Raw genomic sequence first — 18,221 nt, forward strand, 5'->3', positions numbered from 1 at the left:
CTTATCGGTAGTTAACCCTTCCTCCTACACTCTCCACAATCATGTCCGAGCGTTGCACTTATTATCTGAATTCGCTACCGACAAATTAACCTTTCAGCCTGGTGGGCTGATTAATGACAATCGCGATGGCTCAGGCGGTGCGGTTTATTTAGATACGAATTACAAGTTTGCCCCGTGGTTTAATCTTACCTTTCGTTATCGCTACAACCACAGCAATTACGACACGGTCGACCTGAACGGAAAAATGGATAAAAACGATACTCATGAATTTGCCAATTACTGGAATTTCAAATTAACCGATTCTTTCTTCTATACCTTTGAGCCGCACTTTTTCCAGCGCACGAACGACTACCATAGTAAGAATGGCAAAGATCATCACTGGGAAATCACCAATAAGTTCAGCTATAAAATAACGCAAAACTGGATGCCCTATCTGGAGCTGCAATGGTTGGATCGGTGGAATTACTACACCAGCGAGCAGTACCGTATTCGCCTGGGATTAAGGTACTCATTCTGAAATAAAAAAGCCGCTGATATCAGCGGCTTTTTTTTGCCGGGTAGCGATGACGCCAGCCCGGTATCACCTATCCCGTGAAGAAAGAAGATTATTCTTCTTTAGCACCACGGTTAGCGCGACGACGATCGTTTTCCGTCAGGTGACGTTTACGAATACGGATAGAGGTCGGAGTCACTTCTACCAGTTCGTCGTCATCGATGAATTCCAGAGCCTGCTCCAGAGTCATCTTAACCGGCGGAACCAGAACCGTTGCTTCGTCAGTACCGGACGCACGCATGTTGGTCAGTTTCTTACCGGTCAGGCAGTTTACGGTCAGGTCGTTAGAACGGCTGTGAATACCGATGATCTGGCCTTCGTAAACTTCTGCACCGTGACCCAGGAACAGCTTACCGCGGTCCTGCAGGCTAAACAGTGCAAACGCAACCGCTTTACCCTGGCCGTTGGAGATCAGAACACCGTTCTGACGCTGACCGACATCACCCGCACGAACGTCATCGTAGTGGCTGAAAGTGGAGTACAGCAGACCAGTACCGGAAGTCATGGTCATGAACTCAGAACGGAAGCCGATCAGGCCACGGCTTGGGATCACGTAGTCGAGACGTACGCGGCCTTTGCCATCTGGATTCATGTTTTTCAGGTCGCCTTTACGCTCACCCAGAGCCTGCATCACAGAACCCTGATGCTGCTCTTCAACGTCCAGCGTTACGTTTTCGAACGGCTCTTGTTTACGGCCGTCGATTTCGCGGAAGATAACTTTCGGACGGGAAACCGCCATTTCGAAACCTTCACGACGCATGTTTTCGATCAGAACAGACAGGTGCAGCTCACCACGACCAGAAACGCGGAATGCATCAGCGTCTTCGGTTTCTTCTACGCGCAGCGCAACGTTGTGCACCAGCTCTTTGTTCAGGCGGTCAAGGATCTGACGAGAGGTAACGTACTTACCTTCTTTACCGCAGAACGGAGAGGTGTTAACGCAGAAGAACATGGTAACGGTCGGCTCATCAACAGACAGCGCCGGCAGCGCTTCAACATTCTGCGTATCGCAGATGGTGTCGGAGATATTCAGCTCGCCCAGACCGGTGATTGCGATGATATCGCCTGCTTCTGCAATGTCGCTCTCAATACGCTCAAGGCCCAGATGGGTCAGAACTTTACCGACTTTACCGTTACGGGTTTTGCCTTCGCTATCAATGATAGTGACCTGCTGGTTCGGCTTAACTTTACCACGTTTGATGCGGCCGATACCGATGACGCCAACGTAGTTGTTGTAGTCCAGCTGGGAGATTTGCATCTGCAGCGGGCCATCAAGGTCAACGTTCGGAGCCGGTACACGATCAACAATAGTCTGATACAGCGGGGTCATGTCTTCCGCCATATCTTCGTGATCCAGACCCGCGATACCGTTCAGCGCAGAAGCGTAAACGATAGGGAAGTCCAGTTGTTCGTCGGTCGCATCGAGGTTAACGAACAGGTCAAATACCTGGTCAACAACCCAGTCAGGACGCGCGCCCGGACGGTCAACTTTGTTGATAACAACAATAGGTTTCAGGCCATGAGCAAAGGCTTTTTTGGTCACGAAGCGCGTCTGCGGCATCGGACCATCCATTGCATCAACGACCAACAGAACGGAATCTACCATGGACATGACACGTTCAACTTCGCCACCGAAGTCGGCGTGCCCTGGGGTATCAACGATGTTGATACGGTAATCATTCCATTTGATAGCGGTGTTTTTAGCCAGGATGGTAATCCCACGCTCTTTCTCCAAATCGTTGGAGTCCATCACTCGCTCTTGAGTTTCGGCACGCGCATCGAACGTACCGGATTGCTGCAGCAGCTTATCAACCAGGGTAGTTTTACCATGGTCAACGTGCGCGATGATGGCGATGTTACGCAGATTTTCGATCACAACTTTGCCTCAGGCATTTAGAAATAGCGCGTTATTGTACACGGATTAATCGCACTACAAAACAGGATCACAAACATCCCCCGCAAACAAGTATTGCAGAGTTCCTTTGTGATCGCTTTCACGAAGCGAAATTGGGCTACTTAACCAGGAATTGCACCAATTCAGTGCTCGACGTTCACATTCAGGCACTGAATTGGTGCAATATAACCATCGTGGTGCAGCCCTTTTGCACTATGGTGCGCATAATAGCGCCTTTTTAGTGACATTTGAAAGTTGGCATAGATTTCGCTTTATCTTTTTCATGGCAACAACGACAGGTTAGAGCCGTAATTGTAGACCTCGTTTCCACGACGACAATGAAAAATCCGGGAGAGTTTAAGTATGTCCGCTGAACACGTTTTGACGATGCTGAATGAGCACGAAGTGAAATTTGTTGATTTGCGCTTTACCGATACCAAAGGTAAAGAGCAGCACGTCACGATCCCTGCTCACCAGGTGAATGCCGAATTCTTTGAAGAAGGCAAAATGTTTGACGGCTCCTCGATTGGCGGCTGGAAAGGCATTAACGAATCTGACATGGTTCTGATGCCAGACGCTTCTACCGCTGTCATTGACCCGTTCTACGAAGAACCGACTCTGATCATCCGCTGCGACATCCTGGAACCAGGTACCCTGCAGGGCTACGATCGTGACCCGCGTTCCATCGCAAAACGCGCTGAAGAATACCTGCGCGCAACTGGCATCGCAGACACCGTTCTGTTCGGACCAGAACCAGAATTCTTCCTGTTCGACGACGTACGTTTCGGCAGCTCTATTTCTGGTTCCCACGTTGCTATCGATGATATCGAAGGCGCATGGAACTCCTCCACCAAATACGAAGGCGGTAACAAAGGTCACCGTCCGGCTGTTAAAGGTGGTTACTTCCCGGTTCCGCCAGTGGATTCTGCACAAGACCTGCGTTCTACCATGTGTCTGGTGATGGAAGAGATGGGCCTGGTTGTTGAAGCTCATCACCACGAAGTGGCAACTGCTGGTCAGAACGAAGTGGCAACCCGCTTCAACACCATGACCAAAAAAGCTGACGAAATTCAGATCTACAAATATGTGGTTCACAACGTTGCGCACCGTTTCGGTAAAACCGCGACCTTCATGCCGAAACCAATGTTCGGTGATAACGGTTCCGGTATGCACTGCCACATGTCCCTGTCCAAGAACGGCGTAAACCTGTTCTCTGGCGACAAATATGCGGGTCTGTCTGAGCAGGCGCTGTACTACATCGGCGGCGTAATCAAACACGCTAAAGCGATCAACGCCCTGTCTAACCCGACCACCAACTCCTACAAACGTCTGGTCCCGGGTTATGAAGCACCGGTAATGCTGGCTTACTCTGCCCGTAACCGTTCTGCTTCCATCCGTATTCCGGTGGTTGCATCCCCGAAAGCACGTCGTATCGAAGTGCGTTTCCCGGACCCGGCTGCTAACCCGTACCTGTGCTTCGCAGCGCTGCTGATGGCTGGTCTTGACGGTATCAAGAACAAGATCCACCCGGGCGAAGCAATGGACAAAAACCTGTATGACCTGCCAGCTGAAGAAGCGAAAGAAATCCCGCAGGTTGCAGGTTCTCTGGAAGAAGCACTGAACAGCCTGAGCGAAGACCGCGAGTTCCTGACTGCGGGTGGCGTATTCACCGACGACGCGATCGATGCTTACATCGCGCTGCGTATCGAAGAAAACGACCGCGTACGCATGACGCCGCATCCGGTTGAATTCGAACTGTATTACAGCGTTTGATTTAGTTGTAAACCTCCTGTGGCCTTGTCCTTAGCGAAGACGCAGGAGATTTTGTTGCCGTGGAAACTTTCAGCCCATCCCAGGATGGGCTTTTTTCTCCACCAACAACCTGATTTACGGTCTCATTTACTTATAAAACGCTATACTGCACTAAAATAGTGCAACCTTTTGGGAGACTGCTGGATGGCAAGTGGCTCGTTGCCCGATGCTGGGCAGATCCTCAATTCTTTGATCAACAGCATCTTGCTGGTTGATGACGAGCTGGCGGTGCATTATGCCAACCCGGCGGCGCAGCAACTTCTGGCGCAAAGTTCCCGTAAGTTATTCGGCACCCCGTTGCCGGACCTGCTGAGCTATTTCTCGCTGAATATCGTCCTGATGCGGGAAAGCCTCGATGCCGGACAAGGCTTTACGGACAATGAAGTCACCCTCGTTATCGACGGGCGCTCACATATTCTCTCGTTAACGGCGCAACGGCTGCCTGAGGGCCTCATCCTGCTGGAGATGGCACCGATGGACAATCAGCGACGCCTGAGTCAGGAACAGCTCCAGCACGCTCAGCAGGTGGCTGCACGCGATCTGGTACGCGGCCTGGCGCACGAAATAAAAAACCCACTCGGCGGTTTACGCGGTGCGGCGCAGCTCTTAAGCAAAGCCCTGCCAGATCCTTCGCTGTTGGAATACACCAAAGTCATCATTGAGCAGGCGGACCGTCTGCGTAACCTGGTGGACCGACTGCTTGGGCCACAGCAGCCCGGCATGCACGTGACGGAAAGCATTCACAAAGTCGCAGAGCGCGTTGTGAAGCTGGTATCGATGGAATTGCCCGACAACGTCACCCTGGTCCGCGACTACGACCCAAGCCTGCCTGAACTGGCGCACGACCCTGACCAGATAGAACAGGTGCTGCTGAACATTGTGCGCAATGCGTTGCAGGCGCTGGGGCCGGATGGCGGCGAAATTATTCTGCGTACCCGCACCGCGTTTCAGCTCACTCTGCACGGCGTTCGCTATCGCCTTGCAGCGCGTATCGATGTGGAAGATAACGGCCCAGGTATTCCGTCACATCTGCAGGACACACTGTTTTACCCGATGGTGAGTGGGCGTGAAGGTGGTACCGGCTTAGGGTTATCTATCGCACGAAGTTTGATTGATCAGCATTCTGGCAAAATTGAATTTACCAGTTGGCCAGGCCATACCGAATTCTCGGTGTTCCTGCCTATTCGGAAATAGAGGTGTTTATGCAACGAGGGATAGTCTGGATCGTTGATGACGATAGCTCCATCCGTTGGGTGCTTGAACGCGCGCTCACCGGGGCAGGCTTGAGCTGTACAACGTTTGAAAACGCGAATGAAGTGCTTGATGCGCTTACCACCAAAACCCCGGACGTGCTGCTGTCGGATATTCGCATGCCCGGCATGGACGGTCTTGCTCTGTTAAAGCAAATCAAACAGCGCCACCCGATGCTTCCGGTCATCATTATGACCGCGCATTCCGATCTGGACGCGGCGGTCAGCGCGTATCAGCAAGGGGCGTTTGATTATCTGCCAAAGCCGTTTGATATTGATGAAGCCGTTGCCCTGGTTGAACGCGCCATCAGCCATTATCAGGAACAGCAGCAGCCGCGTAATGTGCAGGTCAGCGGGCCAACCACCGACATCATTGGCGAAGCCCCTGCCATGCAGGATGTGTTTCGCATCATTGGTCGTCTGTCGCGCTCGTCTATCAGCGTATTGATTAACGGTGAATCCGGTACCGGTAAAGAGCTGGTCGCCCACGCGCTGCACCGCCACAGTCCACGCGTCAAAGCGCCTTTTATTGCGCTGAACATGGCGGCCATTCCAAAAGATTTGATTGAATCCGAACTGTTCGGCCATGAGAAAGGGGCGTTTACCGGCGCCAATACCATTCGCCAGGGCCGTTTCGAACAGGCCGATGGCGGCACGCTGTTTCTTGATGAAATCGGTGATATGCCGCTGGACGTACAGACACGTCTGCTGCGCGTTCTGGCTGACGGGCAGTTCTACCGCGTCGGTGGCTATGCGCCGGTGAAGGTCGACGTGCGTATCATCGCCGCAACGCACCAGAACCTGGAGCTGCGGGTGCAGGAGGGGAAATTCCGTGAGGACTTATTCCACCGCCTGAACGTTATCCGTGTTCATCTGCCGCCGCTGCGTGAACGTCGTGAAGATATTCCTCGTCTGGCGCGCCACTTTTTACAGGTCGCGGCACGCGAGCTGGGTGTGGAAGCTAAGCTGCTGCATCCGGAAACCGAAGCGGCACTCACTCGCCTGGCCTGGGCGGGTAACGTACGCCAGCTGGAGAATACCTGCCGCTGGTTAACGGTGATGGCGGCCGGGCAGGAAGTCTTGATTCAGGATTTACCGGCTGAATTGTTTGAGACCACGATCCCGGAAAGCAGCACCGGACAGTCGCTGCCGGATAGCTGGGCAACGCTGCTGGCACAATGGGCCGACAGGGCACTGCGTTCCGGTCATCAAAACCTGCTTTCCGAAGCGCAACCGGAGATGGAACGCACCTTGTTGACCACCGCGTTACGTCATACGCAGGGGCACAAACAAGAGGCGGCACGCTTACTGGGATGGGGACGTAACACCCTGACAAGGAAGCTGAAAGAGCTGGGGATGGAGTAATAAGCCTGCTAAATGTAAAGATTGAATAGTAAGCGCAAATTGCTGCAATTTTGCGCTTTACTGTTCCGATGAGTTCAGTATGATCTCGCCCGTCCACGGGGAGGTCATCATGCTGGAATCACTCATCAACATCGTGTCGAGCAGCGCAGGCATCAGTGCCGCCGCCAGCCACACACCGCAAGCCGCCGTCGCTGCCGTATTGTGCGCCGCGCTGTTTGGGCTATTTAGCTAAAGCGCCTGCAAGCGCCTGCAAGCGCTTCGCTTATCAGGCCACGGTCTCGTATCCCCGGCCAGCGCATCGCCGCCGGGGATACCGTTTAAATCACCCTCGAGAACTGCTGCAACCGCGCTTTCTGGCGCAGGTAGACGTCAAAGCACATGCAGATGTTGCGAATCAACAAGCGCCCTTTCGCCGTCACCTCAATGCCCTGCTCGTTCATCTCCACCAGCCCATCGTTCGCCAGCGGCTTAAGCAATTTCAGGTCTTCGGCAAAATAGTCCTTAAAGCGCAGATCCCACTGATTTTCGATGCGGCTGAAATCGAGGCGGAAGTGGCAAATCAGAGCTTTTATCACGTCACGACGAATGCAGTCATCACGGGTCAGCGCAATCCCACGCCACAGGGCATTGCCGGTTTCATCCACCTGCTGGTAATAGGTTTTTAACTCTTTCTGATTCTGCGTGTAACTGTCGCCAATCATGCTGATGGCCGACACCCCCATCCCCAGCAGTTCGGTATCGCCCTGAGTGGTGTAGCCCTGGAAGTTACGGTGCAGAACGCCATCGCGCTGGGCCACCGCCAGCTCGTCATCGGGGCGAGCAAAGTGGTCCATACCGATAAACTGATAGCCGGCGTCCGTCAGCGAGACAATCGTCTGCTGCAGGATATCCAGCTTTTGCTGCGCGGACGGCAGATCTGCATCTTTGATTTTACGCTGGGCCGCAAACAGGGTCGGTAAATGCGCGTAGTTAAAGACACTCAGGCGATCGGGGCTCAGCTCAGCCACCCGGCTCAGGGTGAAGGCAAAGCTTTCCGGCGTCTGTTTCGGCAGGCCGTAAATCAAATCAATGTTGGTTGAGGTGAAGCCAATATCGCGCGCACGTTTAATCAGCGCAAAGATAAAGTCTTCATCCTGCTCACGGTTAACCAGCCGCTGAACCTCTTTATTGAAGTCCTGCACGCCCATGCTCAGGCGGTTAAAACCTTCCGATCGCAGGTGATCAAGGACATCCAGCTCGATTTCACGCGGATCAACTTCGATGGAGATTTCCGCATCCGCATCAAACTGAAAATGGCCGCGCAGCAAGCCCATCAGGCGGCTGATTTGCGCGTTATTCAGATAGGTAGGCGTACCGCCGCCCCAGTGAAGCTGGCTGACACGACGGTCGGTAAACAGCGGCGCACGATGGATAATCTCTTGCTCCAGTGCGTCCAGATATTGGTCGGCTTTGTGCTGCTGGCGCGTAACAATCTTATTGCAGCCGCAGAAGTAGCAAAGCTTGTGGCAAAACGGAATGTGCACATACAGCGACAGGGGTCGCCCGGGATAACGTGCAACGGCGCTGCGGAAATTGTCTTCGCCATAGTCGGCAGAAAACTCCAGCGCGGTGGGGTAAGACGTGTAACGCGGCCCGGAATAGTTATATTTCTGGATAAGGGCCAGATCCCAGTCAATTCGTTGCTCAGACATGCTCACTCCTTCCGATAACGCCGCTGGGGGATCCGGCGGCCCGGCCTGACCTCATTTCGGGTCATGAGCCGGTTGCGCAGCCACACTTTGCGCCGCGACAACCGCTGTAGTTTAACGAATAACCACACCAGATAACATATAACCGGAAGGGTTATAAGCAGGACGGGTAAGCCCATGCGTTAGCCGTTACTGACCGCCTTTCAGCAGGCGCATCATATCTTCCTGAGCTTTTTCCTCTTCTTCTTCGTCATCGTCGTAAGAGAGGCCCAGCTGCTGCATCAATTCATCGATGCGGTCCAGTTTAGCGTCTACCCAGCTTTGCTCTTCAGCATTCAGGGATTCGCCCTCTTCAAGGCGTTCCAGCAGCGCGTCCAGGCGCTCATCGTTCTCCAGCAGATCCAGTTCAGCTTGCGGTGAAAGCATAGGTTTCTCGCTCTTTGGTTTGTGCTGCTTTTTGGCCTGGGGCTCGGTCGCACCCAGTGGAATCGGTTTTTTGCTGCCAATACGCGGATCGGCTTTGGACGCCCCTTTTCCTGCACCAGAGTTCGCTGCACCACTGGCACGGCTACCGGCCGCATTGCCACTGTGCTTTTTATCGCGCTTACGATCGCGTCCTTCCTGGTTCAGTTCTTCACGTGTTTTACGGCGCGCTTTGCCAGGCGTTTTACCGCGTGGAGTTGTTGAAGGTTTTTTCATGATGGTCGGCTTTAAATGGTTTTATTCAGTATAGAATTGCGGCGGAATCTAGCAGAAAGCAAGCAAAGAAAAAAGGCGACAGAGTAATCTGTCGCCTTTTTTTCTGACCCTCAACCCTCAATGGGTACTACGTTCCCTGTTTGCTAACAACACACCCTGTTTTTCCCTTAGCATGTCACATCCGTGTTGCGGTCCTTTTCCCTTTTAAGACTGTCGTCCTGACAGTTTCCTGGTCTTCGCCTCCTGGCACTCCTGACCCTCATCCTTAAGTCTTGATCCTGTGGGCTTCCTCGCCTGTGCAACTACTTTACCTGCTTAATTTAAACTTACAAGCAACAATGTGGCCAAAAAACATAAATTCAGAAAATTCTATATTAACAAGTCATTGTTTTACTTTGATTTACGTTTTTTCAGGCCTACAATTTTTCCGAAAGTTCGCATAAGCTTTATGGCAAATATCCTACAAGAAACAGGGATATTATCTTCCGCACTCCATCTGGCGAGAAAAACAGCCTTTTACGTGGGTTCAGGTATAATCCCCCATGCTTGAGATTACGGAGACGACCATTTTGACTAACTGGAACTACCAACAGACGCATTTTGTCACGAGTGCGCCTGATATTCGCCACTTACCCGCTGATACCGGCATTGAAGTGGCTTTTGCTGGCCGCTCCAACGCTGGGAAATCCAGCGCGCTTAACACCCTGACAAATCAGAAAAGCCTGGCTCGCACATCCAAAACGCCAGGACGTACGCAGCTAATTAACCTGTTCGAAGTCGCCGACGGCAAACGTCTGGTGGATTTACCGGGTTACGGTTACGCCGAAGTACCCGAAGAGATGAAGCTCAAGTGGCAGCGCGCACTGGGTGAATATCTTGAGAAGCGCCAGTGCCTGCAGGGCCTGGTGGTGTTGATGGATATCCGCCATCCGTTGAAAGATCTTGATCAGCAAATGATCCAGTGGGCGGTAGAAAGCAACGTGCAGATTCTGGTATTGCTGACGAAAGCGGACAAGCTGGCCAGCGGTGCGCGTAAGGCGCAGCTGAATATGGTGCGTGAAGCGGTACTTGCGTTTAATGGTGATGTGCAGGTTGAAGCATTTTCATCACTGAAAAAGCTGGGCGTCGATAAACTTCGCCAGAAGCTGGATAACTGGTTTAACGACCTTCCGCCGGTTGTCGAAGAAGACGCAGAAGCCTGATCCCTGCCTGATATAGCGCGGCATTCGCCCGCGCTTTTTCTTTCTTTCGCCCAATAAAAAACGCCCCAGTCATTTCTGACTGGGGCGGCTAAATATTCAGCCAAATCCGATTACGTGAAGTAAAAGGTCTGAAAGATAGAACATCTTACCTCTGTACCCTACGTGTTTAACTCTACTCCCTTTTCGGTCACCAACAAAGCACTTTTTGTAGTTTATTTTCAATCTTTACATAGGGAATATGAATGATCGTCACAAAATGTACTGGTTATGTTGCTTACTTACAGAAAAAGAAGCTTATGTGACCAGTACTTAGTGCGCCTGATCCCAGTTTTGCCCGCTACCGACTTCCACCAGCAACGGCACATCCAGTTTGGTGCTGCTTTCCATCAGCTCGTGGATCTTTTGCGACACCGCATCCACATCGTCTTTATGCACTTCGAACACTAATTCATCGTGTACCTGCATGATCATTTTCACGCGCGGTTTTTCCGTTTGTAGCCACGCATCAACCGCGATCATTGCTCTTTTAATGATGTCTGCCGCCGTCCCCTGCATCGGGGCGTTGATCGCCGCACGTTCAGCACCGGCGCGGCGTGCCGCATTGCTGGATTTGATGTCCGGCAGATAGAGACGACGCCCTTCCAGGGTTTCAACGTAGCCCTGCTCCTTCGCCTGCGCGCGGGTGCGTTCCATATAGTCCAGTACGCCCGGGTAACGTTCGAAGTAGAGATCCATATACTTCTGCGACTCTTTGCGCGGAATGTTGAGCTGACGGGATAAACCAAACGCGCTCATGCCGTAAATCAGACCGAAGTTGATGGCTTTCGCGCTGCGGCGCTGCTCATTCGACACGCTTTCCAGCGGTAAACCAAAGACTTCTGCCGCCGTTGCACGGTGGATATCCTTCCCTTCGGCAAAGGCAGAGAGCAGGCCTTTATCACGCGACAGATGCGCCATAATGCGCAGCTCGATTTGCGAGTAGTCAGCGGAAACAATGACATAGTCTTTCGGGGCGATAAATGCCTGACGAATGCGACGGCCTTCATCATTACGTACCGGAATGTTTTGCAGGTTCGGATCGGTGGAGGATAAGCGCCCGGTCGCCGTCACAGCCTGATGATATGAGGTGTGTACGCGCCCGGTTTTCGGGTTAATCATCAGCGGCAGCTTATCGGTGTAAGTCGATTTCAGTTTCGACAGGCCCCGGTGCTCGAGAATGACTTTCGGCAGAGGGTAATCCAGCGCCAGCTCTTCCAGCACTTCCTCAGACGTTGACGGTGCGCCGCCAGGTGTCTTTTTCAGCGGTTTAATTCCCTGCTTTTCAAAGAGAATCGTCTGCAGCTGTTTGGTCGACGCAAGGTTGAATGGCTCACCGGCAATCTCGTGGGCCTTTTTCTCCAGCTCTGCCAGACGCAGGGCAATTTCCCCGGAATGTTTGTGCAGAACCGCAGGATCGATATTGACGCCGTTACGCTCTACGCGCGACAGCACAGGCACCAGAGGGATCTCGATGTTCTGGAAGATATTTAACGGGCCTGCATTCTTTTGCAGTTCCGGCCACATCTTGAGGTGCAGTTGCAGCGTGACGTCCGCGTCTTCTGCCGCATAACGCCCGGCCTGTTCCAGATCGATCTGATTAAACGTCAGCTGGTTTTTGCCTTTACCCGCAATCTCTTCAAACGTGATGGTTTTATGCTTCAACCAACGATCGGAGAGGCTGTCCATATCGTGGCGACCGGCAACGCTGTCCAGAGTGTACGATTCCAGCATGGTGTCAAAGACAATGCCGCGCAGCTCGATACCATAATTGGCAAGAATACCGCGGTCATACTTGAGATTCTGGCCAATCTTTTGGGCCTTTTCGTCTTCAAGCAGGTCTTTCAGTAATCCCAGTGCCCGATCGCAGGAAATCTGCTTTGGCGCATCCAGATAGTCATGCGCCACCGGCACATAAGCCGCTACGCCCGGTTCAATCGCAAACGAAAGCCCGACCAGATTGGCGCTGACGTTATCCAGACTGTCCGTTTCGGTATCGAAAGCAAACACCGGTGCTTTTTTGAGTTTGGCAATCCACTCGTTTAATACATCTTCATCAAGGATGGTGACGTAGTTATCAAACGACAGTGCAACAGCAGGTACTTCGTCTTCGGCTTCAACTACAACCGTTTCTTGCGGCTTAGCGGCCGGTTTCGCGCCTCTGACCTGGAGCCATTTGCCGCCTTCCAGATCCGTAATCCAGCGCTTAAATTCGTACTTTTTAAACAGACCCAGCAGCGCATCCGTTGCCGGTTGCTGCACGTCCAGCTGTTCGCAGGTCAGCTCCAGCTCAACGTCCGTTTTAATGGTCGCCAGTTGGTAAGAGAGGTAGGCCACCTCTTTATTTTGCTCCAGCTTCGCCGCCATGTTTTTAGCGCCACGGAAAGAGAGTTCGGCGATTTTTTCCGGCTCGGCATACAGCGTATCCAGCCCGCCAAGCCCTTGTAACAGAGCCTGCGCGGTTTTTTCGCCTACACCAGGCACACCCGGAATGTTATCCGAGGAGTCGCCCATCAAAGCGAGGAAATCGATGATCAGCTCCGGCGGCACGCCGTATTTGGTGACCACCTCTTCTGGCCCCAGGACCGTGTTGGTCATGGTGTTGATGAGGGTAATCCCCGGCGTCACTAGCTGCGCCATGTCTTTATCGCCCGTGCTGATCAGAACCGGACGCCCTGCTTTTTCAGCTTCACGCGCCAGCGTACCGATCACATCGTCAGCCTCAACGCCTGAAACAGCCAGCAGCGGCAGACCCATCGCTTTCACCATTTCATGCAGCGGCTCGATTTGCGCGCGTAGATCGTCCGGCATCGGTGGGCGATGGGATTTATAGTGCTCAAACAGCTCGTCACGGAACGTTTTGCCCTTCGCATCAAACACCACCGCAGCATGTGTCGGCTGATACTGCAGGATCAAGCTGCGCAGCATATTCAGGACGCCATACATTGCGCCAGTAGGCTCGCCTGCACTGTTGGTCAGCGGCGGAAACGCATGGTATGCGCGATAGAGATAGGATGAGCCATCAACAAGGATAAGTGGGTTTTCTGGGATCTGAACCATGATGTCCGTGCCTGTTTATCAATTTATGGCTAAAGGATGCCACAGACGGGCGAAAACATCAGTTTTTCACCGCATTTGCAGGAAACAATTTCACGATCTGCGGGATCCTTTCCTGCTTCATCCTGTGGATAAGTTTGTGAATTATTTCTAAAGGGCTGGATTATTGTGCATTTTTTCCGATCGCAGAAAAGTAAGTTATCTTATTTTTCAAATTGTTATAAAAAGGCAAACGATCGTTATTGCCTTTTGGTGACTATTTGCTCCATGTGGATATAAGAAAACGCAATTTGATTTAACGCAACCGTTCGCCATCGCACACTAAGTCCAACCTTTACCAATCATAGGGCGCGTTTTCTGGTAAAATCAGCGCCTTGCACTCGCTGCGACGTGCATGCTGTGATTAACCATTTGAATAATTTAACTATGTCGAGACTGCTCGCTCTATGCACCCTGGTTTTGAGTGTCATACTCACCATTCTGGTGACCATCTTCTGTTCTGTGCCGATCATTATCGCCGGTATCATTAAACTGTTACTGCCGATCCCGGTACTGTGGCGTGCTATCTCCGCATTTTGTAATTTTATGATGTATTGCTGGTGCGAAGGCCTGGCCTGGCTGCTGCATCTTAACCCGCATCTCCAGTGGGACATTGAAGGTCTGGAAGGGCTGAACAAAAAGAACTGGTACCTGCTTATCTGCAACCACCATAGCTGGGCGGATATCGTGGTGCTGTGCGTGCTTTTTCGCAAACATATCCCGATGAACAAATACTTTCTCAAGCAGCAGCTGGCCTGGGTTCCCTTTATTGGGCTGGCCTGCTGGGCGCTGGATATGCCGTTTATGCGCCGCTATTCACGGGGTTACCTGATACGCCACCCTGAGCGTCGCGGTAAAGACGTAGAAACCACGCGTCGTTCCTGCGAGAAATTTCGCTCTCACCCGACAACGATTGTGAATTTCGTTGAAGGCTCGCGCTTTACCGATGAAAAACGCATTGAAACGCGCTCATCATTCAATAACCTGCTGCCCCCAAAAGCAGCAGGCATAGCAATGGCACTAGGTGTACTTGGCGCGCAATTCGATAAACTGCTGGATGTGACGCTTTGCTATCCACAAAATGACAAGAAACCGTTTTTTGATATGTTGAGCGGGAAGTTAACGCACATTGTTGTTCGCGTGAATTTGTTGTCGGTTAGCGAAGAATTGCACGGTGATTACGTTAACGATAAGAACTTTAAGCGCGGGTTTCAGCAGTGGCTAAATACGTTATGGAGTGAGAAAGACCAGCAAATCGATGCTATCAAGCGTGAATATAAAAACGCCGATCATTGACCGGCGTTTTTGCTATTACTTCTTCTCAACCAGGAATCGAACGGTGTCAGCATATTGCTGCACGAAGATATCCATGCTGCTGGTATCCATACCCTGCATGTTCAGCTGATATTTGCCGTTAACATACATGGACGGAACGCCCTGCAGCTGCAAGTCGGCGGCTGCTTTCTCTTGCTGAGCAACCAGTGATTTCACCACAAAGCTGTTCCAGGCTGCATCATACTCTTCGCCTTTTACGCCCGCTTTGATGAAGACATCGCGGATATCAGCAACAGACTGAACGGTTTGCGTTTTCTGCACAGCGTCAAACATCGGGGCGGTGATTTTGTCTTCCACGCCCAGTGCCATTGCGACAGCCCATGCCTGAGTCATCTCTTTGCCCAACGGGCCCAGGAACTCAACGTGGTATTTGGTCATTTTGGTGCCTTCCGGCAGCTTCTGTTTTATCGCATCCGCAACGTGCCACACATGTTCAAAGTCGTAGCAGTGCGGGCAATAGAACGAGAAGAACTCCAGAACCTGCGGTTCGCCAGCAACCGGCTTGTCGATCGTGATGTACTGCTTACCGTCGGTAAATTGTGCTGCCGAAGCACTAAAAGCCAGAATCATTCCTGCCAGCGCCAGCCAAATTTTCTTCATGATTAAATCTCTCCAGGATGTGTCACACATTAATAAAGCGGCATTAATTGTAGAGGCGGTTCTTGCATTGCCTTTACCTGCCCAAGAAAAGTCGATGTCTGATTGCGCCAGTAATCTTCCCCGGTAAGCCACGGGAAATTTCTGGGGAACGCCGGGTCATCCCAGCGGCGAATAATCCACGCCAGATAATAAACCAGGCGCATGGCGCGTAGCGGTTCAATAAGGCTCAGTTCCGCCGTATCAAATTCACAGAATTCTTCGTAGGCTTCGATAATCATCTCAAGCTGCATGCGCTGCCCGGCTTTATCGCCATGCAACAACATCCATAAATCCTGAATCGCAGGACCATTTCGGGCGTCATCGAGATCCACAAACAGCGGTCCATCGCGCCAGAGGATATTCCCGGCATGACAGTCACCATGCAGGCGCAGGTTGGTAAAACGATTATGCCACTGCGCCATGACGGCTTCGATAAGCTGGTCGGTGGCACGCAGGAAACCGTCTTTCAGCGCAGCAGGGATAAGAGTGCAATCTTCAAACACCTGGCGTGGTTCAAGCAAATACTCTTTCACACCAATATCTGGACGGTGTGTGAATAACGCCTTGCGGCCAGTTTGATGCAAGCGCCCGAGGTAGCGGCCAACCCACTCTATTTGATCCAGGTTATCCGCTTCGAACTGCCGTCCTCCCATACTCGGGAAAACCGCGTAATAAAACCCCTGATGGGTCAGTAAGGTTTGATTATCGAATGCGAGTGGTGCGGCAACAGGAACTTCATCGCGCAGAAGATCGAACGCAAATTGATGTTCTTCCTGGATTTGTTCTGCGGACCAACGTTCAGGACGGTAGAACTTCACCACATAGCGGCGACGATCTTCGTCCTGAAACTGGTAAACGCGGTTCTCATAGCTGTTAAGAGGGGTAAGACCGGAATCAACCCGGATTCCCCGCTCAAACAACGCATCCATAATGGTATCAGGATGGAGAGTCTGGAAAGTAAAAGCGTTATGGTTCATCCCATTATCCGCAAATAAAGCCGAATGATTGAGGATATCATTTCAGTGCGCTTTCGGTGGATTAGCTTACAAGCTTTTACTCTTTAATTACGCCGCGCGCACGGAGCAATGCGGTTTTAAAATCTTCTTCATAATCTTTCTTAATACCCGGAATAGCCGCATCTTTATCAGAATCGCGCATTTTCAGGTGATAGATCAGAATGTCGTCGCTTAAATCCGTAAGCTCGCCGTCATAACCTGATTCTTTCGCCAGTTTCTGCAAAAATTGCATCAGATTTAATTCTGGTTCTTTCTGCCAGGCCAGCTGGAGGAGTTCGATAACTTCATTCAGGCGTTTACATTTCATGGTGGTGCTCCTTACTCTTGGTACAGACACGTTATCAGGGTCAAACCTACAATAAAAGAGGCGATAAGGTGATTCAAAAGGGTGCGGTAACTGGCGTGATACTCGCAGGGGGGAAAGCCTCGCGAATGGGAGGTCAGGATAAAGGGTTACTGGAATTAAAAGGTAAGCCGCTGTGGGAACACGTAGCGCACGCGATGGCACCCCAGGTCGGGAATATTGTGATTAGCGCGAACCGTAATCTCGAACGTTATCGGGCAAGTAGTTTCCCGGTGTTTCAGGATCTACTGGCTGATTTCCCCGGGCCGCTGGCGGGGATGTTGTCTGTTATGCAGCAGTGCGAGAGCGAGTGGTTTCTGTTCTCTCCCTGTGACACTCCTTATATTCCGGGCGGTCTGGTCGAGCGATTAAGTGCAGAATGTCAGAACGCAAATGCGGTGTGGGTGCATGACGGTGAACGCGATCATCCAACCGTTGCCCTGGTGAAACGTTCCGTTGCACCACTGCTGCAAGATTATCTTAGCCGGGGCGAACGTCGGGTCATGTTCTTTATGCGGGAAGTCGGTGGGCATTCAGTCGATTTTAGTGATGCAAAGGAAAGCTTTGTGAACGTGAATACGCCTGAGGATCTGGCGCGCTGGCAGGAGAAAGCATGATACCCGTACTGGCTATTGCCGCATGGAGCGGTACCGGAAAGACGACGCTGCTTAAAAAGCTGATTCCTGCATTATGCGACCAGGGGATCCGCCCGGGTCTGATCAAACACACCCATCATGATATGGATGTGGATAAGCCTGGGAAGGACAGTTACGAGTTACGTAAAGCCGGTGCAGCACAAACTATTGTGGCCAGTTCGCAACGCTGGGCCTTAATGACAGAAACACCGGATGAGCCGGAGCTAAATTTAGCGTATCTGGTTAGCCGAATGGATGCTTCTACGCTGGATCTGGTACTTGTTGAAGGCTTTAAGCACGAAGCCGTCGCGAAGATCTTACTGTTTCGTCAGGGCTGTGGGCATAGTGAGGAAGAGCTGACGATCGATGAACATACTATTGCTGTCGCCAGCGATATTCCTCTGAACGTTGATGTGCCGGTGCTGGATTTGAATAATTTGCAGGATATTGTGGCGTTTATTGTGGCGTGGTTGGGAACGGAATTGTAGGCCGGGTGAGCGCAGCGCCCCCGTGAGGTTCACCACACTTTCATTTCGCGCACACGCAAAAAGCCCATCCGTCAGGATGGGCTTCTTCCCTTGTGACCCTGTACACGATTCTGTGTAAATGCCTTTTCTCAGAAGTGACCGTCCAGGCGGTCACCGAACTCGATAATAAA

General features: G+C 51.9%; 17 protein-coding genes. 9 read left to right on the top strand and 8 right to left on the bottom strand.

What is annotated here, in order from left to right; genetic code table 11:
- On the top strand, positions 1–517 hold a 517-nt coding region (locus ACSZPU_RS14515; RefSeq protein WP_499000006.1), incomplete at its 5' end, for an oligogalacturonate-specific porin KdgM family protein.
- Between the two features lie 88 nt (positions 518–605).
- On the opposite strand, the gene typA is transcribed toward ACSZPU_RS14515, so the two are convergent.
- A complete protein-coding gene (gene typA / locus ACSZPU_RS14520; RefSeq protein WP_499000008.1) occupies positions 606–2,429 on the bottom strand; it encodes a ribosome-dependent GTPase TypA in 1,824 nt (607 codons plus the stop codon).
- 381 nt (positions 2,430–2,810) lie between these two features.
- On the opposite strand from typA, the gene glnA reads away from it, so the two are divergent.
- The 4 genes from glnA to ACSZPU_RS14540 all read left to right on the top strand — a co-directional run bounded on the left by glnA (position 2,811) and on the right by ACSZPU_RS14540 (position 7,106).
- Positions 2,811–4,220: a glutamate--ammonia ligase gene (glnA, locus tag ACSZPU_RS14525; protein ID WP_499000011.1), complete on the top strand. Its 1,410-nt coding sequence runs from the start codon at positions 2,811–2,813 to the stop codon at positions 4,218–4,220.
- A gap of 183 nt (positions 4,221–4,403) precedes the next feature.
- Positions 4,404–5,453, top strand: a complete 1,050-nt coding sequence (gene glnL, locus ACSZPU_RS14530; protein ID WP_499000013.1) for a nitrogen regulation protein NR(II) — start codon at positions 4,404–4,406, stop codon at positions 5,451–5,453.
- 8 nt (positions 5,454–5,461) lie between these two features.
- Positions 5,462–6,874, top strand: coding sequence for a nitrogen regulation protein NR(I) (gene glnG / locus ACSZPU_RS14535; RefSeq protein ID WP_499000016.1), 1,413 nt, complete (start codon positions 5,462–5,464; stop codon positions 6,872–6,874).
- A 109-nt stretch (positions 6,875–6,983) separates the two neighbouring features.
- Entirely contained in the window at positions 6,984–7,106 is a 123-nt protein-coding gene (locus ACSZPU_RS14540) for a YshB family small membrane protein (RefSeq protein WP_499000019.1), read from the top strand.
- 85 nt (positions 7,107–7,191) lie between these two features.
- On the opposite strand, the gene hemN is transcribed toward ACSZPU_RS14540, so the two are convergent.
- Both hemN and yihI read right to left on the bottom strand, forming a co-directional pair.
- A complete protein-coding gene (gene hemN / locus ACSZPU_RS14545) occupies positions 7,192–8,565 on the bottom strand; it encodes an oxygen-independent coproporphyrinogen III oxidase (protein ID WP_499000021.1) in 1,374 nt (457 codons plus the stop codon).
- 186 nt (positions 8,566–8,751) lie between these two features.
- A complete protein-coding gene (gene yihI / locus ACSZPU_RS14550; RefSeq protein ID WP_499000024.1) occupies positions 8,752–9,261 on the bottom strand; it encodes a Der GTPase-activating protein YihI in 510 nt (169 codons plus the stop codon).
- 569 nt (positions 9,262–9,830) lie between these two features.
- On the opposite strand from yihI, the gene yihA reads away from it, so the two are divergent.
- Entirely contained in the window at positions 9,831–10,463 is a 633-nt protein-coding gene (yihA, locus tag ACSZPU_RS14555) for a ribosome biogenesis GTP-binding protein YihA/YsxC (protein WP_499000045.1), read from the top strand.
- A 96-nt stretch (positions 10,464–10,559) separates the two neighbouring features.
- Here the strand turns inward: yihA and spfP are convergent, their stop codons facing one another.
- Together spfP and polA are read right to left on the bottom strand one after the other, a co-directional pair.
- Positions 10,560–10,607, bottom strand: coding sequence for a small protein SpfP (spfP, locus tag ACSZPU_RS14560; RefSeq protein ID WP_071892919.1), 48 nt, complete (start codon positions 10,605–10,607; stop codon positions 10,560–10,562).
- 165 nt (positions 10,608–10,772) lie between these two features.
- The gene (gene polA / locus ACSZPU_RS14565) at positions 10,773–13,559 is read right to left on the bottom strand and encodes a DNA polymerase I (RefSeq protein WP_499000026.1); all 2,787 of its coding nucleotides are present in this window, start codon (positions 13,557–13,559) and stop codon (positions 10,773–10,775) included.
- Positions 13,560–13,982: 423 nt separating this feature from the next.
- Between polA and yihG the strand changes: the two genes are divergently transcribed.
- On the top strand, positions 13,983–14,891 hold the full coding sequence (gene yihG / locus ACSZPU_RS14570) for a 1-acylglycerol-3-phosphate O-acyltransferase, YihG family (protein ID WP_499000028.1): 909 nt from the start codon (positions 13,983–13,985) through the stop codon (positions 14,889–14,891).
- Between the two features lie 15 nt (positions 14,892–14,906).
- On the opposite strand, the gene dsbA is transcribed toward yihG, so the two are convergent.
- The 3 genes from dsbA to ACSZPU_RS14585 form a co-directional block, all read right to left on the bottom strand.
- Positions 14,907–15,530 carry a thiol:disulfide interchange protein DsbA gene (dsbA, locus tag ACSZPU_RS14575; protein WP_499000030.1) on the bottom strand — a complete coding sequence of 208 codons (624 nt, stop codon included), beginning with the start codon at positions 15,528–15,530 and terminating at the stop codon, positions 14,907–14,909.
- 29 nt (positions 15,531–15,559) lie between these two features.
- Positions 15,560–16,546, bottom strand: coding sequence for a serine/threonine protein kinase (locus ACSZPU_RS14580; protein ID WP_499000033.1), 987 nt, complete (start codon positions 16,544–16,546; stop codon positions 15,560–15,562).
- A gap of 76 nt (positions 16,547–16,622) precedes the next feature.
- Entirely contained in the window at positions 16,623–16,892 is a 270-nt protein-coding gene (locus ACSZPU_RS14585; protein ID WP_499000036.1) for a YihD family protein, read from the bottom strand.
- Between the two features lie 68 nt (positions 16,893–16,960).
- Here ACSZPU_RS14585 and mobA point away from each other — a divergent pair, with 68 nt between their 5' ends.
- Together mobA and mobB are read left to right on the top strand one after the other, a co-directional pair.
- Entirely contained in the window at positions 16,961–17,545 is a 585-nt protein-coding gene (mobA, locus tag ACSZPU_RS14590) for a molybdenum cofactor guanylyltransferase MobA (RefSeq protein ID WP_499000039.1), read from the top strand.
- The gene (mobB, locus tag ACSZPU_RS14595; RefSeq protein ID WP_499000042.1) at positions 17,542–18,051 is read left to right on the top strand and encodes a molybdopterin-guanine dinucleotide biosynthesis protein MobB; all 510 of its coding nucleotides are present in this window, start codon (positions 17,542–17,544) and stop codon (positions 18,049–18,051) included. Before mobA ends, mobB begins: the two co-directional genes overlap by 4 nt.
- The last annotated feature ends 170 nt before the right edge of the window (positions 18,052–18,221 follow it).

This window comes from Phytobacter sp. V69, assembly GCF_965644215.1.
GTDB lineage: Bacteria > Pseudomonadota > Gammaproteobacteria > Enterobacterales > Enterobacteriaceae > Phytobacter.

What these genes read in the sequence shown, in the direction of transcription:
- glnA (WP_499000011.1), top strand. Translation starts at nt 2,811, where the DNA reads ATGTCCGCTGAACACGTTTTGACGATGCTGAATGAGCACGAAGTGAAA.
- glnL (WP_499000013.1), top strand. Translation starts at nt 4,404, where the DNA reads ATGGCAAGTGGCTCGTTGCCCGATGCTGGGCAGATCCTCAATTCTTTG.
- glnG (WP_499000016.1), top strand. Translation starts at nt 5,462, where the DNA reads ATGCAACGAGGGATAGTCTGGATCGTTGATGACGATAGCTCCATCCGT.
- ACSZPU_RS14540 (WP_499000019.1), top strand. Translation starts at nt 6,984, where the DNA reads ATGCTGGAATCACTCATCAACATCGTGTCGAGCAGCGCAGGCATCAGT.
- hemN (WP_499000021.1), bottom strand. Translation starts at nt 8,565, where the DNA reads ATGTCTGAGCAACGAATTGACTGGGATCTGGCCCTTATCCAGAAATAT.
- yihI (WP_499000024.1), bottom strand. Translation starts at nt 9,261, where the DNA reads ATGAAAAAACCTTCAACAACTCCACGCGGTAAAACGCCTGGCAAAGCG.
- polA (WP_499000026.1), bottom strand. Translation starts at nt 13,559, where the DNA reads ATGGTTCAGATCCCAGAAAACCCACTTATCCTTGTTGATGGCTCATCC.
- yihG (WP_499000028.1), top strand. Translation starts at nt 13,983, where the DNA reads ATGTCGAGACTGCTCGCTCTATGCACCCTGGTTTTGAGTGTCATACTC.
- dsbA (WP_499000030.1), bottom strand. Translation starts at nt 15,530, where the DNA reads ATGAAGAAAATTTGGCTGGCGCTGGCAGGAATGATTCTGGCTTTTAGT.
- ACSZPU_RS14580 (WP_499000033.1), bottom strand. Translation starts at nt 16,546, where the DNA reads ATGAACCATAACGCTTTTACTTTCCAGACTCTCCATCCTGATACCATT.
- ACSZPU_RS14585 (WP_499000036.1), bottom strand. Translation starts at nt 16,892, where the DNA reads ATGAAATGTAAACGCCTGAATGAAGTTATCGAACTCCTCCAGCTGGCC.
- mobB (WP_499000042.1), top strand. Translation starts at nt 17,542, where the DNA reads ATGATACCCGTACTGGCTATTGCCGCATGGAGCGGTACCGGAAAGACG.